At 72.7% G+C, this 14,593-nt stretch carries 14 protein-coding genes; 10 read left to right on the top strand and 4 right to left on the bottom strand.

Annotation, left to right across the window (positions count from 1 at the left end):
- Positions 1 to 23 precede the first annotated feature (23 nt).
- From KUA19_RS32195 to KUA19_RS44750, 4 genes are all read left to right on the top strand, one after another.
- Entirely contained in the window at positions 24 to 1,220 is a 1,197-nt protein-coding gene (locus KUA19_RS32195; RefSeq protein ID WP_217402126.1) for a hypothetical protein, read from the top strand.
- Positions 1,217 to 1,882 carry a hypothetical protein gene (locus tag KUA19_RS32190; protein ID WP_217402124.1) on the top strand — a complete coding sequence of 222 codons (666 nt, stop codon included), beginning with the start codon at positions 1,217 to 1,219 and terminating at the stop codon, positions 1,880 to 1,882. Before KUA19_RS32195 ends, KUA19_RS32190 begins: the two co-directional genes overlap by 4 nt.
- A gap of 81 nt (positions 1,883 to 1,963) precedes the next feature.
- Entirely contained in the window at positions 1,964 to 2,839 is an 876-nt protein-coding gene (locus tag KUA19_RS32185) for an LLM class flavin-dependent oxidoreductase (protein ID WP_308167768.1), read from the top strand.
- Positions 2,840 to 2,984: 145 nt separating this feature from the next.
- Positions 2,985 to 5,144, top strand: a complete 2,160-nt coding sequence (locus KUA19_RS44750) for an FUSC family protein (protein ID WP_217402122.1) — start codon at positions 2,985 to 2,987, stop codon at positions 5,142 to 5,144.
- Between the two features lie 20 nt (positions 5,145 to 5,164).
- On the opposite strand, the gene KUA19_RS32175 is transcribed toward KUA19_RS44750, so the two are convergent.
- Positions 5,165 to 6,181, bottom strand: coding sequence for a TolB family protein (locus KUA19_RS32175; protein ID WP_217402120.1), 1,017 nt, complete (start codon positions 6,179 to 6,181; stop codon positions 5,165 to 5,167).
- A gap of 5 nt (positions 6,182 to 6,186) precedes the next feature.
- Positions 6,187 to 7,485 carry an MFS transporter gene (locus tag KUA19_RS32170; RefSeq protein WP_308167767.1) on the bottom strand — a complete coding sequence of 433 codons (1,299 nt, stop codon included), beginning with the start codon at positions 7,483 to 7,485 and terminating at the stop codon, positions 6,187 to 6,189.
- A gap of 258 nt (positions 7,486 to 7,743) precedes the next feature.
- On the opposite strand from KUA19_RS32170, the gene KUA19_RS32165 reads away from it, so the two are divergent.
- Entirely contained in the window at positions 7,744 to 9,147 is a 1,404-nt protein-coding gene (locus KUA19_RS32165) for a CBM96 family carbohydrate-binding protein (protein ID WP_217402118.1), read from the top strand.
- Positions 9,148 to 9,258: 111 nt separating this feature from the next.
- Positions 9,259 to 9,729 carry a hypothetical protein gene (locus KUA19_RS32160; RefSeq protein ID WP_217402116.1) on the top strand — a complete coding sequence of 157 codons (471 nt, stop codon included), beginning with the start codon at positions 9,259 to 9,261 and terminating at the stop codon, positions 9,727 to 9,729.
- A gap of 107 nt (positions 9,730 to 9,836) precedes the next feature.
- On the opposite strand, the gene KUA19_RS32155 is transcribed toward KUA19_RS32160, so the two are convergent.
- Complete coding sequence (locus KUA19_RS32155; protein WP_217402114.1) at positions 9,837 to 10,589, bottom strand: alpha/beta hydrolase family protein; 753 nt, start codon at positions 10,587 to 10,589, stop codon at positions 9,837 to 9,839.
- 390 nt (positions 10,590 to 10,979) lie between these two features.
- Between KUA19_RS32155 and KUA19_RS32150 the strand changes: the two genes are divergently transcribed.
- From KUA19_RS32150 to KUA19_RS32135, 4 genes are all read left to right on the top strand, one after another.
- The gene (locus KUA19_RS32150) at positions 10,980 to 11,855 is read left to right on the top strand and encodes an aminoglycoside phosphotransferase family protein (protein ID WP_217402113.1); all 876 of its coding nucleotides are present in this window, start codon (positions 10,980 to 10,982) and stop codon (positions 11,853 to 11,855) included.
- Positions 11,856 to 11,959: 104 nt separating this feature from the next.
- Positions 11,960 to 12,757, top strand: coding sequence for a TIGR02452 family protein (locus tag KUA19_RS32145; protein ID WP_217402111.1), 798 nt, complete (start codon positions 11,960 to 11,962; stop codon positions 12,755 to 12,757).
- A 51-nt stretch (positions 12,758 to 12,808) separates the two neighbouring features.
- The gene (locus tag KUA19_RS32140) at positions 12,809 to 13,336 is read left to right on the top strand and encodes a GNAT family N-acetyltransferase (protein ID WP_217402109.1); all 528 of its coding nucleotides are present in this window, start codon (positions 12,809 to 12,811) and stop codon (positions 13,334 to 13,336) included.
- 102 nt (positions 13,337 to 13,438) lie between these two features.
- Complete coding sequence (locus KUA19_RS32135; RefSeq protein WP_217402107.1) at positions 13,439 to 14,137, top strand: pyrimidine 5'-nucleotidase; 699 nt, start codon at positions 13,439 to 13,441, stop codon at positions 14,135 to 14,137.
- 48 nt (positions 14,138 to 14,185) lie between these two features.
- Here KUA19_RS32135 and KUA19_RS32130 read toward each other — a convergent pair whose 3' ends face one another.
- Positions 14,186 to 14,530: a hypothetical protein gene (locus KUA19_RS32130; RefSeq protein ID WP_217402105.1), complete on the bottom strand. Its 345-nt coding sequence runs from the start codon at positions 14,528 to 14,530 to the stop codon at positions 14,186 to 14,188.
- Between the last annotated feature and the right edge of the window lie 63 nt (positions 14,531 to 14,593).

Below are 14,593 nucleotides of genomic sequence, written 5' to 3'. Positions count from 1 at the left end.
CTGCGCGTGCGACCCTGAGCGCGATGCGTACCCACGGCCTTCCCCGAGCCGCCGCCGCCCTGCTCGCGGCGCTGCTGTGCGCGCTCGGCGGCGCCACCGCCGCGTCGGCCGCGGCCGACCGGCTCGGCACGACGGTGCTGCACACTCTCAACACCGAGTTCGGCCCCACCCGCGCACCCCGCCTGTTCACCGCCGCCTGCGCCGAGGGCGAGGAACTGGTCGGCGGCGGCTGGGTCGGGTTCAGCCCGTTCGTCGAGGTGCTGGGCAGTTACCCCGCCGACGAGCAGGGCCAGCCGGTGCGGGCGGGAGGGCGCCCGCGCGGCTGGACGGTCGCGGTGCAGAACCGCGCCAAGGAGGTGCTCCGGCTACAGGTGACCGCCGCCTGCCTGTCCGGCGGCACCGGGCGCAGCGCGGTGGCCGCCGCCACCGACACCCGCGCCGACCAGGTGTTCGCGTTGGCGGTGGCGTGCCCCGACGGCACCGTACGCACCGGGGGCGGCTTCCGGCCGGAGTGGACGCCACAGCTGGGCGGGGCGGCGGTGCACGGCAGCTTCCCGTCCGGCGACTCGGTTTGGACCCTGGACGTGCGGCTGACGCCCGGCGACCCGGACGTGAAGGCGCGTGCCACGGTCACCGCGTACGCGGTGTGCCTGGGTGGTCCGAAGGCGGCCGCCGAAACGGTGCCCGTCGACCTGGGTCTGGACAAGGCCGAACCGGTGTGCACCGGCGGTGGCGACATCTTCGCGCCGACCTGCGTCGTGCCTCGCTCCGGCACCGCGAGCGCCCTGTGCCCGGCCGATCGGACCTTGACCGGGGGCGGCTACCAGCTGCTCGAAGGCGACCTGCCCGGCGATACGGCGGTGCTGGTGGCCACCCCGCTGGATCCGCTCACGCGACGCGGCTGGACTGTGGTCGTGCGGGGCGATGCCCGCACCGACGCCCCGATCACGGTGCGGCTGAGCGCCGTGTGCCTGCGCGCCGCGGCGGAACCGGTCCCGGCCACCGAGGGGCCCATCGTCACGCTGCCACACCGGACCGGGCTGACCAAGCCACTGCTGCTCGGACTGGGTGCGCTGCTGCTGCTGTTGCTGGCGGCGCTGGCCCTGTGGCGGGTGCTGCGCGGCCACCGGGCCGACCCGGCGGCCGGTATCAGCGTCGAGGTCGTGGTGCGGTCCGGCCGCAGCGGCTACCGGCTGGACGGCTTCCGGGAGAGCGTATGACGACAGTACGGGAACTGCTGTTCGGCGACGTCGTCGGCGGCAAGGCCGGTGCGGCGGCCGACAAGGTCGAGCAGGCAGCCGAGAAGCTGGTGGGCGTCGGCGCGCTGCCCGCCCACGGTGAGGCCCCGGCGCTGACCGTGGCCCGCGCGTTCCTGACCCGGGTCTCGCAGCTGCTCGACGTCGAGGTCAGCGACGTCCTGGTCGGGGCGTGGCGCACCCGGTCGGCGCTGCTGGACGCCGCCCGCCGCACCCATGCCGCACCGGGCAGCACCGAGCAGGTCGTCGTCAAGACCTACGCGCTGCCCTGGGAGTACGAGACCGAGCTCGACGTCGTCGTGAACGGCCGGACCCTGACCACGGTGACCGTGGTGGCGACGGCCGAGCTGGAGGTGACCGCGCTGGTGGCGACCGTCGCGGCCGGACGGTTGGTGCACCTCGGCGGCGGCGAGGGCAGGATCAGCGCCCACCTGCGGGTCCGCAACACCGACCCGGCGGCCGACGTGCAGGTGGCCCAGGGCGAACGCCGCTTCGCGGTGCCGTACGAGGTGAAGACCGGCGAGCGCGGCATCCCGCTCATCGAGCAGGCCCGTGACGTGCCCGCCCAGGCCCCCGCGCCCCAGGTGGAGACCGTCCCGCAGGCGGAGACCGGCACATCTGCCTGAGCGAGCGGCGATCACGCCGGTCCGACATCATGGTCGGGTGGCGCCCACAGCCGGGCGCCCGCAGACGCGAGGAGGACTACTGTGACCGCCCTGGGTGCCGTGTTCGTGCCGATGTTGCCGCCCGAGCGGCTGCGTCCGATCGTGCGGGCCGCCGACGAGGCCGGGCTGGATGAGCTGTGGCTGTGGGAGGACTGCTTCTTCGAGAGCGGCATCGCCACCGCGGCGGCGGCGCTGGCCTACAGCGAGCGGCTGGTCGTCGGGGTGGGGCTGTTGCCGGTGCCGCTGCGCAACGTCGCCATCACCGCGATGGAGCTGGCGACCCTGCACCGGCTGTTCCCGGGCCGGGTGCGGGTGGGCGTCGGTCACGGCGTGCAGGACTGGATGGGCCAGGTCGGTGCCCGGGTCGAGTCGCCGCTGACGCTGCTGCGTGAGCAGTTGGACGCGCTGCGGGCGCTGCTGCGCGGTGAAGAGGTGACCTGCCACGGGCGGTACGTCCAGCTCGACAAGGTCAAGCTGCGGTGGGCGCCGACCGAGCCGGTCGCGGTGCTGGCCGGAGCGACCGGTCCACGCACGCTGCGGCTGTCCGGCGCGGCCGCCGACGGCACCATCCTGACCGGCGGCACCACCACCGAGACGTTGCGGGCCGCCCGAGCGCAGATCGACGCGGGCCGGGCCGAGGCCGGGCGCACCGACCCGCACCCGATCACGGTGTACCTGCACAGCGCGACCGGCCCGGACGCGGCGGCGCGGATGGAGACCGAGCGGTTCGAGTGGCGCTACGACACCATGGCCGGACGTTCGGCCGTGGGCGACGCGGCCGAGGTCGCGGCGGCCGCCGGGCAGTGGGCGCGGGCCGGGGCGGACGCGGTGATCCTCCAGCCGACCCCGGACGACCCCGACCCCGAGGGCTTCATGCGCTTCACCGCCGAGCAGGTCAAGCCCCTCCTGACCCCCTGAACGGCGGCTTGATCCGTGATGGTGGACGCTGAGTGTCGCCAGGGCGGCATCCAGCGTCCATGATCACGGATCTTGGTGGCGGTGCAGCGCCGGTGTGCGCGTGCGGCGATCCGCGTAACCGGATGAAGCGGGCATACTATTCGGGGTGTCCTCAGTCTGGTCTGCTCCCGCGGCCGTGCGCGCGGTGCGCGCCGCCGTGCTGGTGCCGGTCGTGTTCGCGGTGCCGCTACTGGCGCTGCGCTCGGTCCCGATGGCGACCTACGCGGCGTTCGGCGGGTTCGCCAGCCTGGTGCTGGCCCAGTTCGGCGGGACGCGGCGCGACCGCGCGGTCGCCCACCTGATGCTGACGGCCGCCGGGGCAGTGCTGGTCGTGGTGGGCACCCTGGCGAGCCCGTCCGTGCTGCTGGCCGCGCTCGCGACGCTGGTGGTGGCGTTCACGTCGTACTTCGCGGCGGTGATCGGACCCAACGACGCCTCCGGCGCGGCGGCGGCGATGCTGCCGTTCATGCTGGCCGCCTCGGCCGCCGCGCCGCCGTCGGTGCTCGGCCCACGCCTGTGCGGCTGGGTCGCGGCGTCGCTGGTCGGCGGGATCGCCGTCGTGCTGACCTCACCCCGCACCGCCGGGGTGCCGCTGCGCGACTGCGCGGCCGAGCTGTCTGAGGTGCTGGCCGACCAGCTCGACGCGGGACTGCGCGGACCGGTCCCCGCGGCGCTGTCCGAGCGGGCGGTCGACGCGCTGCACCGGCTCATCGCGCTGTTCGTGTCCACGCCGTACCGGCCGAACGGCCTGGTCATCGCCGACCAGGCGATGGCGGGCGTGGTCGGCCAGCTGGAGTGGGCCAAGGGGCTGGTCACCGACGGGCTGGCCCGCTCCGGTGACCTGAGCCGCGCCGATGCCACCGACCGAGCCCTGTTCGACAGCTGCGCACGGGTGCTGCGGCAGATGGCCGTGCTGCTGCGCGGCGGCTCCGGCGAGCCCGACCTGGACCGGCTGGAGCGCGACCGGGTGGCCTGCCTGGCCCGGCTCGACCAGGCGTGTGACGACAGTGGAACCGGCACGCCCACCTCGGTGGTGGTGCCCTTCTACGCGCTGACCACGGCGGTCGCGGTGCGGGCGGCGGCGGTCGACGCGCTGATCGCCCGGCACGGCGCGGACCCCCTCACCGTCGGCGAGAGCCGCCGTGACTGGGCGGTGCTGCCGCAGGCCGACGTGCCACCGTCGTGGCGGCTGACGACCCCGGCGGGTATCGCCGGAGTCGTGCTGCGCAACGCGAGCCTGCGCTCGGTGTGGTTCGTCAACGCGCTGCGCGGGGCGGCGGCGCTGGCCGCGGCGGTGATCCTGGTGCAGGTCAGCGACGTGCGCAGTGGGTTCTGGGTGTTGCTGGGGGCGCTGTCGGTGCTGCGTACCAGTGCCGCCTCGACGGGCACGCAGGCGGTCAAGGCGATCGTCGGCACGGCGGCCGGGGTGGCCGTCGGTGCCGCGCTGCTGCTGGTGGTGGGCACGTCCACGCCCGCGCTGTGGGTGGCGCTGCCGCTGTCGATCCTGGTCGTGGCGTACGCCCCGGGCATCCTGCCCGATGTCGTCGGCCAGGCCGGGTTCACCGTGGTCATCCTGGTGCTCTACAACATCCTCGCCCCCACCGGCTGGACCCTGGGCCTGGTACGCCTGCAGGACGTGGCGCTCGGCTGCCTGGTCAGCCTGGTCGCGGGCGTGCTGGTGTGGCCGCGCGGCGCCGGCGACGTGGTGCGCGACAACCTCGCCGACGTGTACCGCCACGGTGGGCAGCGCCTGACCGAGATGGTGGGCCGCGCGCTGGGCCGCCCCGCCGACGCGCCCCCACCGGCGTGGCGGCCCGGGGCGTCCATGGTGCGGTTGGAGGACGCGCTGCGCGGCTACCTGGCCGAGCCGGGCTCCAAGCGGATGGCCCGACGCGACCTGTGGCAGCTGATCATGGCCGGGGTGCGGCTACGGCTGACCGCCGACTCGCTGTCCGGCCTGGTCCCGCGTGCCGCCTCGCTCGACGCGCACGGCGACACCCTCGTCGACCACGCGCACGCCCTGGCCGACTTCTACGACCAGATCGCCGCACAGCTCGGCCGCCCCGACGGCCGCCCGCCCACGCCGCGGGTGCCACCCGCCCTGGCCGAGGCCGAGATCACCGGCGAGCGGCCCGGCACGCCCCAGCAGCGACTGCGCCGCCGCTGGGTCGCCGAGCACCTGCGGCACGTGGAACTGCACCTCGCGGACCTGATCGGACCGGCCGAGGCGATGGCCGAGCGGCGCCGTCGCGGCTGGTGGCACTGAGCGGCGAGGTGGCCGGGGCGTCACAGCGCGGCGGGTGACTCCGCGTTGGCGACCAGCAGCGACGGCTCGCCCGACGCGTCGGCGGGCACCGTCCAGATCGACGGGGTGCCGTCGGCGGCGCGCAGCGTGTACGCCACCGTCCGGTCGTCCAGCCAGGCGGCCTGGTCGTCGACGCTGCGGGTCTCGGCCAGGTTGGTCACCCGCATGGTGGCCAGGTCCAGCCGGGACAACCGCCAGCCCTTGGTCGGATCGTCGTCGATGGCCTGCTTGAACGCGATACGCGTGCCGTCCGGCGACAGCGACGGGCACTCCACGTTGCGCGCCAGCGTCCGCACCGTACGCGCCGCGAAGTCGCCCTCGATCAGGTACCGGCGGCCGCCGCTGGACATGGTGGCGTAGAACCGGTTGTCGTCGGCGGTGAAGGTGACGCCCCAGAAGTTGACGTCGGCGGCGGTGTGCCGCTTGCCCTCGACCGTGACCGCGAACTCCTCCAGCGAGTTCACCAACGTGCCGCCGCGCGTGTCGTAGATCCCGGTACGGGTGGAGAACCCGCCGCTGTTGTAGGAGTCCCCGCCCACGAACGTCGTCCACGCCACCATCCGGCCGCTGGCCGACACCCGGGCCCGGTTGGGCAGGCCCGGCACCGTGAACTCCTTGGTGGTGCCGAGCTTCGCGTCGAGCACCATGAGCTGGTAGGTCCACGCGTTCACCGGGTGGATGCACACGCCGGTGCCCGCCGCGGCATAGGTCCGTACGCACTCCAGCGCCGCCGGCGAACGGGGCCCGTCCGGATCGGTGCGGTCCGAGACGGCCAGGTGCCGGTCGCTGACGAACAGCAGCCGCGCCCCGGGGTCGAGAGTCACCGGCACCGCGGCGACCGGGGCGGGCTCGCCACGCCGTCCGGCGAGCACGATGTACGCCCCGGCGGCCAGCAGCAGCGCCACGCTCGCGGCGACCGCGACCAGGATCCGGCCACGCCCCGGTGGCGTGCTCGCGGGAACGTCGGCGGTCGTCACGTCGGTCGTGGTGGTGCTCATCGGGTCTACTCCGTGGGCTGGGTCGGGACGGCGGGGCGGGTGGTGGCGCGGGTGCGCAGCAGCGCGACCGTCACCGCGATGGCGACCAGCACGGCGGCCGCGGCGACCCGGCTGGCGGCCTGCGGCCCCCACAGCGTCCAGGCCAGCCCGAACAGGACCGAGGACACCAGGTAGGACAGGGCCTGGCCGGTCTGGATCAGGGCGATGCCGGTGGTGCGCAGCCGTTCGGGCAGCACCGGTCCGGCCAGCGCCATCAGCACCCCGTCGGTCGCGGCGTAGAAGACACCGTACAGGCCGAGGGTCAGCACGAGCAGCGGCCAGCCACCGAACGGCCCGAACACCAGCAGGTACGTGACCGCGAGCGCGGTATAGCCGCCGAGCAGCACCGGCAACCGCCCGACCCGGTCGGCGAGGATGCCCATCGGGGTGGCCACCAGCAGGTAGCCGAGGCTGGTGCCCGCCGCCAGCAGCGGGAACCACACCGTGCTCACCTCCTCGCGGCGCTGCAGCATCAGGTAGAGGAAGCCGTCGCCGATGGTGGCCAGGCCCAGCAGGCACGCGGCCAGCACCAGACGGCGTACGGGCGCCTCGGCCAGCAGCGTCGCGGCGTCGCGCAGCCGCACCGGGGACGCGCCGGGTTTGGCGGGCAGGGTGCCCCGGTGGTCGCGTACGAACAGGGCCAGCAGCAGCACCCCGATCGCGGCGACACAGAAGCTGGTGACGAAGACCGCGTCGTACGACTGCGCGGCGGCGGCGAGCACGCCCAGCGCCACCAGCGGGCCGAGGAACGCGCCGATGCTGTCCATGGTCCGGTGCACGCCGAAGGCCCGGCCCAGCGCGTGCGGGGGAGTGGACAGGGTGATCAGCGCGTCCCGGGGTGCGGTGCGCAGCCCCTTGCCCGCCCGGTCGGCGGCGATGACCAGCCCGATCGCGCCCGTGGCGCGTCCGGCGGCGAGCAGCCCCAGTTTGGCCACCGCCGACATGCCGTAGCCGATCCCCGCCACCAGCTTGCGCCGGTGCATCCGGTCGGCCAGGTAGCCCCCGGCCAGGCGCAGCAGGGCGGTGGCACCGGTGTAGACGCCGTCGATCGCACCGTACGCCAGCGGGCTGAGCTGTAGGCCGAGCACGAGGTACAGCGGGAGCACGGCGGTCACCATCTCGGACGAGATGTCGGTGACCAGGCTGACCGCGCCGAGGGCGAAGACGTTGGCGCTGACGGCGGCGAACCGGCCGCGCAGTCCCGGGCGCTTGTCGGTCGGCGGGGCGCCGGTGGCGGTCCCGGACTTGACGGTGGACAGGTACACCGGCGGCTTCTCCTCGTGTGCTGTGTTGGGACCATCCTCGGCCGGTCACGGCAACGCACGGTCGGCAGCAGGCACCGGGCGGACGTGCATCCGGTGAACAACCGGTGTCCACCGTGGACGGTGCGCCGACCGTGCGTCCCTGGCCATTCAAGGCATACACGATGTTCACTTAATGGTGCCCCAGTCTTACCGCTCAGTCCCTACATTCCACGCGCTGGCACCCGTTCCAGTGACACGCCCCTCCACGAAGGGATCGACATGCGTAAGGGACACATCCGCGTCGCGGGTACGGCGGGCACGGCGCTCGTGCTCACCGTCGCCGCGGTGACGGCTGTGCTGACGGCGTCGGCCGACATGGCCGCCGCCGCTACCACCACCTTCAGCCCCGTGGCTGACACCTACGTCCAGCAGGACACCGCCACGACGAACTACGGCACCGCCACCCAGTTCGTCAACGACAACTCGCCGGTGCGTCGCAGCTTCCTGCGCTTCACGGTGAGCGGCATCAGCAGCCCCATCACCAGCGTCAAGCTGCGCATCAAGACCACCTCGTCCAGTGACGCGGGCAGCGCCGCGGGCGGGGTGTTCAAGGCCATGTCGAACACCACCTGGTCGGAGACCGGAACGACCTGGAACAACCAGCCCGCCATCGACGGGGTGACCATCGTCACGCTCGGTTCGGTGAGCGCAAACACGTGGTACGAGATCAATGTGACCTCGGTGGTCACCGGCAACGGCACGTTCAGCTTCGGGTCCAGCTCGGCCAACACCGACGGGGCGTACTACGACTCGCGCGAGAGCGGCGCCGACTCGCCGCAGCTCGTGGTCACCACCGGCACCACGCCGTCGCCGAGCCCGTCCACCTCGGCGCCCTCGGGTGACCCGGTGCTGGTCGGTGCCGGTGACATCGCCAGTGACGGCTCGGGCGACACCGCCACCGCAGCGCTGCTCGACGGCATCTCCGGCACCGTGTTCACCACCGGCGACAACGTGTACGACAGCGGCACGACGACGGAGTTCAACTCGTACTACGCCCCCACCTGGGGCCGTCACAAGGCGCGTACCCGCCCGGCGCCGGGCAACCACGACTACGTCACCTCCGGCGCGAGCGGCTACTTCGGCTACTTCGGCACGCAGGCGGGCACCTCGGGCGTGGGCTACTACTCCTACGACCTGGGCAACTGGCACGTCGTGTCGCTGAACTCCAACGTCAGCATGTCGGCGGGCTCGGCGCAGGAGACCTGGCTGCGCAGCGACCTGGCCGCCAGCACGAAGCCGTGCACCCTGGCGTACTGGCACCACCCGCTGTTCACCTCGGGCGCCAACCACGCCCCGGAGACGGCGACCCGCCCGCTCTACCAGGCGCTGTACGACTACAACGCCGACGTCGTGGTCTTCGGCCACAACCACCAGTACGAGCGGTTCGCGCCGATGAACCCGGCGGGCACCCTCGACAATGCGCGCGGCCTGCGCTCGTTCGTGGCGGGCATGGGCGGTGCGGACTTCTACGGGTTCGGCACCATCCAGGCCAACAGCCAGGCCCGTAACAGCGACACCTTCGGGGTGCTGAAGTTCACCCTGCACGCCAACGGCTACGACTGGCAGTTCGTGCCGCAGGCGGGCAAGACCTACAGCGACAGCGGCACCGGCACCTGCCACTGACGCAGGAACGCACCTGATCGGCGGTGTCCAGGCCCTCACGGCCTGGGCACCGTCTTTGTTCGGCGGCGAGGCTTATTGCAAAGCACTGGCAACAAGTGAAGACTTCGGTTCGTGTCGCCCACCGTCGTCGTCGAAGTCGTCCTGCTGTCCGAGCGGAACGGCCGTCTGTGCTACCGCGACCTACGTGAGCCGCTGGTCGACGGCGTTCACCCCGACGACCTGGCCCGGCGCCTGGCCGGGCTGACCCTGTGCGTGCCGGGTGCGCTGCTGCACTCCACCTCCTGGCGCGTCGACCAGGCGTCGGTGGTGCTGACGTACGCCGCGCTGCCCGACCGTGATCCCGCGGTGGACGCGCGTCCGGTGCGGGTCGATGCGATGTCTGGCGGTGGGCACCCGCTGACACCCAGTCCGCACACCGTCGATCTCGACGCGGTCGCCGCGCACGCCTGCCGCCACCTGGCCATGCTGGCCACCACGGATGACACCGTCGAGGGTGTCGTGCCACTGCTGCCGCGCCTGTGGGAGCTGCTGTGCAAGCTGCCGCCCAGCCCGGCCGGGTCGCTGGCACCTGCCGGGCTCTGATCAGGGCGTTCGGCCTGCTCGCCGCCCGTGCGGTGAGGGCGGGCGGCGAGCAGGCCGAACTGTGCACCGACCGCGGCCCTGAGCGGTGGGCGCGGTCGGCGGCTCGGTCAGGCGGGCGCGTGCGCCGCCAGGAACTCGAAGAACGCTTTGCGGGCCAGCGCGTTGGTGTTCGGATTGATCAGGCGGGCGCCGTGGGCGTTGTCGGCGACCAGTGCCAGCTTCCGGTCCGTGCTGGCCGTGGTGGCGTCGCTCATCTGTTGAGCCGCCTCGGCGAAGCGGGCGTCGCCGGTGCCGCACAGATACAGCACCGGCATGGTCAGCTTGTCGGCGACGTTCAGCACGCTCTGCCCGACCGGCCCGAACGCGAACGGTGCGGACAGGCTCACCACGGCCACTGGCTTCGGAGTGAGCCGGGTGGCCGCGACCAGCACCGAGGTGCCACCCATCGATGCGCCGACCAGTGCCACCGTGGCCGCGCCCTCGCCGCGCAGCAGCTGCACCGCCTCGGCGACGTCTTCCTCGTACGGCCGTGCGGTCAGCTCCGAGGAGCCGTTGCCGTTGAAGTCGAACGCCAGCACCCGGTAGCCCTTGTCTCTCAGCTCGAAGGCCACCGCGGCCCAGTAGCACAGGTCGGCGTCGGCCTCGTGCGCCAACACCACCCCGGTGGTTCCGGTGCCGACCACGACGCCGCCGAGCCCGTGGCCGAACCGGATGACCTTCCCGGCCGCCGAGTACGCCGGGCAGGCCGCGCCCGGCACGGGCAAAGTGCTGGTCGGCGACGGTGCCGCGCTGGGAGAACCGGTTGTGCAGCCGCTGAGTGCCAGCAGCAGTGCCGCGCCGAGCAGTATCCGTCGGGACATGTCCGCCCTCTCGTCTCTGTCCTATACTTACGAACAGAACGCAAAAAACAACCATGGCGTTGTCAAAAATCGGATTGGATCTGCCCTCCAGGCGGGGTGCTGGGTGTAGTGCAGAACGTCGGGGTCCGCTTCCGGGCGGGTCGCCAGTGCGCTTCCGTCCTTTTCGTACCCTCGCCGCTTGGCGGTCTGGCGCGCGCCGCGCCGTTGCGGAGGATTACTGTCGCGCGGCTCACGCGTGTGGGGTTGTACGTACAACCCCACACGCGTGAGCCGCGCGCGTGACGTTCCATTGGGGAGCGGCAACGCTGCCAAGCCGGTGGCCTACCGAGGCCGCGCGGGCGGATGCTGCGGGGAAGCGATGACGGCGACCGTGGGATCGGGGTGACGAGTGTGGACGCAGGGTCGACGGCGGCGGTGCTGGCCGAGGTGAACGCCGCCCACGGCACCGGCTGGACACTGGTGCGGCGGCTCGACGGCGGCGCGCAGTCCGGCGCTCACCTGGTGCGCGATGACTCGGGTGGGCAAGCCGTGCTCAAGTGGAGCACCAGGACGGCGTGGGCGCCGCAGGTGCTGCGGGCCGCGCCGGTGATCGCCCGGATGCGGCAGCGGGGCTGGCCGACCCCGGCCTGGCTGGCCGTGGGCACCACCCGCGCGGGATGGCCCTACCAGGTGCAGGAGTTCGTCGCGGGGGAGCCGGTGCGGCGACTCGGCCCGGCCGAGGTCCGATTGCTCCTCGCGCTGGTGGACAGCCATGCCGGGCTCGATCCCGACCCGGGCCGTGACTGGTCGTGGTACGTGCGGGCGGAGGTGTTCGACGGCCACGACGGCTTTCGAGATCGCGTACGCGACAGCGGACCCGACGGTGCCCGCGTGGTGCGGACCTATCTGGAGCTGTGCGAGCCCTACCGTGACCTGCCGTTGCCCACCGGTGATCTCGTCCACGGCGACCTCGGGACCCAGAACGTGCTCGTCGCCGACGGCGTGATCACCGGCGTGGTCGACGTGGAGGCGCTGGGCAGCGGCACCCGCGCCATCGACCTGGCCGGGCTGCTGCGCCAAGGCTGGGTCGACGGCGCCGACCCGGAGGCCCTGGCCCGGCTGCGCCACGCCGCCGAAGCCGTCGCCGGGCCGGGTGTGCTGGCGGTCTGCACCGCCGCGACCGTGTTCGGGATGCTGGACTGGCTCCTGGCCCGCGCCCCGGACGAGGTGGCCCACTGCGCTGCCGCGGCGCTGCGGCTCGCCGCCGACCTGCGCCGTTCCGGGTGACCGGCCCTCGGCCGCCGTCAGCTGCCGCGTGACCGATCGGCAAACCGGTTGAGGGCTCCGGGTCGCGCTGTCTAACCTGCGCTCATGTTCGACAGGATCAATCCGTGAGCGCCCGGCTGGCCGAGATCGGGCGGCGCACCGTGCAGATCGCGGAAGACGGCAGCTACACCAACCCCGCCGGGGCGACCGTGGAGATCGGCGCCGAGGTGCGGGCGGCCGTCGCCGGGACCCGCCACTACGTGCCCGAGCAGGCCGTCGAGCCGGTTGGTCCGCGAGGTGCCGCGCAGATCGAGGTGACCCGCGAGTCGACCCTGGTCGCGGCCAGGCGAGCCGGGCCGCAGGCGGCGACCCTGGTCTTCGCCTCGGCCAAGAACCCCGGCGGTGGGTTCCTCGGCGGGGCCAAGGCGCAGGAAGAGAGCCTCGCCCGCGCGTCGGCCCTCTACCCGGCCCTGCTGGCCGCGCCCGACTTCTACGCGTACCACCGAGCACAGCGCGACCTGCGCTACAGCGACCGAGTCGTCTACTCGCCCGGCGTGCCCGTGTTCCGTGACGACAAGGGTGGGCTGCTCGACGCGGCGTACCGGACGTCGTTTCTGACCGCGGCCGCGCCCAACCTCGGCGCGATCGTGCGCAACCAGCCCGAGCACGCCGCCGACGTGCCCGCGGTGCTGCGCCGCCGCGCCGAACGGGTGCTGTCGGTCGCCGCCGCGCACGGCCACCGCACGCTGGTGCTGGGGGCGTGGGGATGTGGGGTGTTCCGCAACGACCCGACGGTGGTCGCCGGCGCCTTCGCCGACGCGCTGCGGGCCGTCGACCGCTTCGATCACGTCATCTTCGCCATCTACGACAACCTGCCGTACACCCCGGTGCACGCCGCGTTCGAGCACGTCTTCGGGGCCTGACCGGCGACAATCCGTTTTACCTGCCCAGGGTGCGGTGAGTAGTCTCCTCGGGTGATCGAGATTGCCACGGAACGACTCATCCTGCGCGACTGGCGCGAAACGGACCTGCCCGCTTGGGCTGCCATCAACGCCGACCCCGAGGTGCGTGAACATCTCGGACCGGTGTGGGACGAGGCTCGGTCGGCGGCGTCGATCGCGCACTACCAGGAGGCGTACCGGCGCAACGGGTTCGGGTTCTGGGCCGTGGAACAGCGCGACAGCGGCGAGCTGATCGGACTGGCGGGCATCGACCCGGTCGAGCCGGAGGTGCCGTTCGAGGGCGTCGAGATCGGGTGGCGGCTGGCCCGCTCCGCCTGGGGCCACGGGTACGCCTCCGAGGCCGCTCGGGTCGTGTTGGAGTTCGGGTTCCAGACCGTGGGGCTCGACGAGATCCTGGCGATCACCCTGGCGGGCAACGTGCGCTCGCAGGCGGTCATGCGGCGCATCGGCATGACCCACGCCGCGGACCTGGACTTCGACCACCGCGAGACGCCAGACGGCGAAGTGTTTCGCCACGTCGTGTACCGCAAGCGCCGCTGAGCTGGCCGGTACGTGCCGGTGAACGGTCGTCGTGAGCACGTGCGCCGGTTCGGTGAAGCGTATGGTCCCGCGGTTGTCGGGAGGGGCCGCTAGGGTCGCGTCATGTCAGAAGCTGATCTTCGTGGTCTGGGTCACGTCGACACCTGGATCTTCGACCTCGACAACACGCTGTACCCGCCCTCGGTGGGGCTGACCGATCAGATGGGCGCGCGGATCCGGCAGTACCTCGCCGAGTTCTTCGGGCTCGACGAGCAGGGTGCCCGCGCCAGGCAAGCCGAGTTGTGCCGCGACCACGGCACGACGCTGCGAGGTCTCATGGCTGCGCACGGCGTGGACCCGGCCGACTTCATGGCGCGGGAGTACGACATCGACTACGCCGCACTGCGTCCGGCTCCCCGGCTCACGGCGGCGCTGGCCGCGCTGCCGGGCCGGGCGTTCGTGCACACCAACAGCGTGGCCGGGCACACGCGCGTCGTGCTGGACCGGATCGGTGCCGCGTCGCGGTTCGAGGCGGTGTTCGACCTGTTCGCGGCCGAGCTGGTGCCGAAACCGCACCCGGACGCGTACCGGCGGTTCGTCGACCGGCACGGGATCGACCCGGCGCGGGCGGTGATGGTCGACGACCTCCGGCACAACCTGGAGGTGCCCCACGCCATGGGCATGCGGACGATCTGGGTCGACCACCACGGCCGCGCGGACTCCACCGCCCGGTCACAGCGGACGGCGGACTGGCCTGACTTCGTCACGTCGGACCTGGCCGGGCTGCTGGACCGCAGCGTAGCGGTCCGGGATCAGAGATAGGCGCGCGCCACGTGGGCGTGTGGATCGGTGCGGAACAGCCTGTTCGCGTCACGAGCCTGCGCGCCCGAGCGCACAGACCGCTGTCAGCAGGAGCAGCCCCAGAACCAGCCAGGCGATCCGCCGATACCGAAGGAACGCGGCGAATGAAGCCAGCCCGCTGAGCAGGAGGGACGCCATGAAAGCCAAGCCCAGCAGCACTCCATTGGCCATCTGCAGCGTGCCCTCGCGCTGCGCGGACCAGTCCGTCGTCAGATAGCTGACGAGCAGGGCAGAGAACACCAGCCAGGCGATCCCCGCCAGGCCTGCCATGAGCCAGGTGAGGACGTCGAGCACAGGGTGGTCACGCTCGTGCCAGGAATCGCCCGAATCGGACTCGATGCCGCCGAGGGTCATCGGCGCATAGTAGGCGTCGTTCGCAAGCCGCCGGTCGTGCCAAGACTGGCGCCTCCCAGCGGT

This window comes from Catellatospora tritici (genome assembly GCF_019083965.1).
Taxonomy (GTDB): Bacteria; Actinomycetota; Actinomycetes; order Mycobacteriales; family Micromonosporaceae; genus Catellatospora; species Catellatospora tritici.
This window is presented reverse-complemented; position numbering and strand designations above follow the sequence as displayed.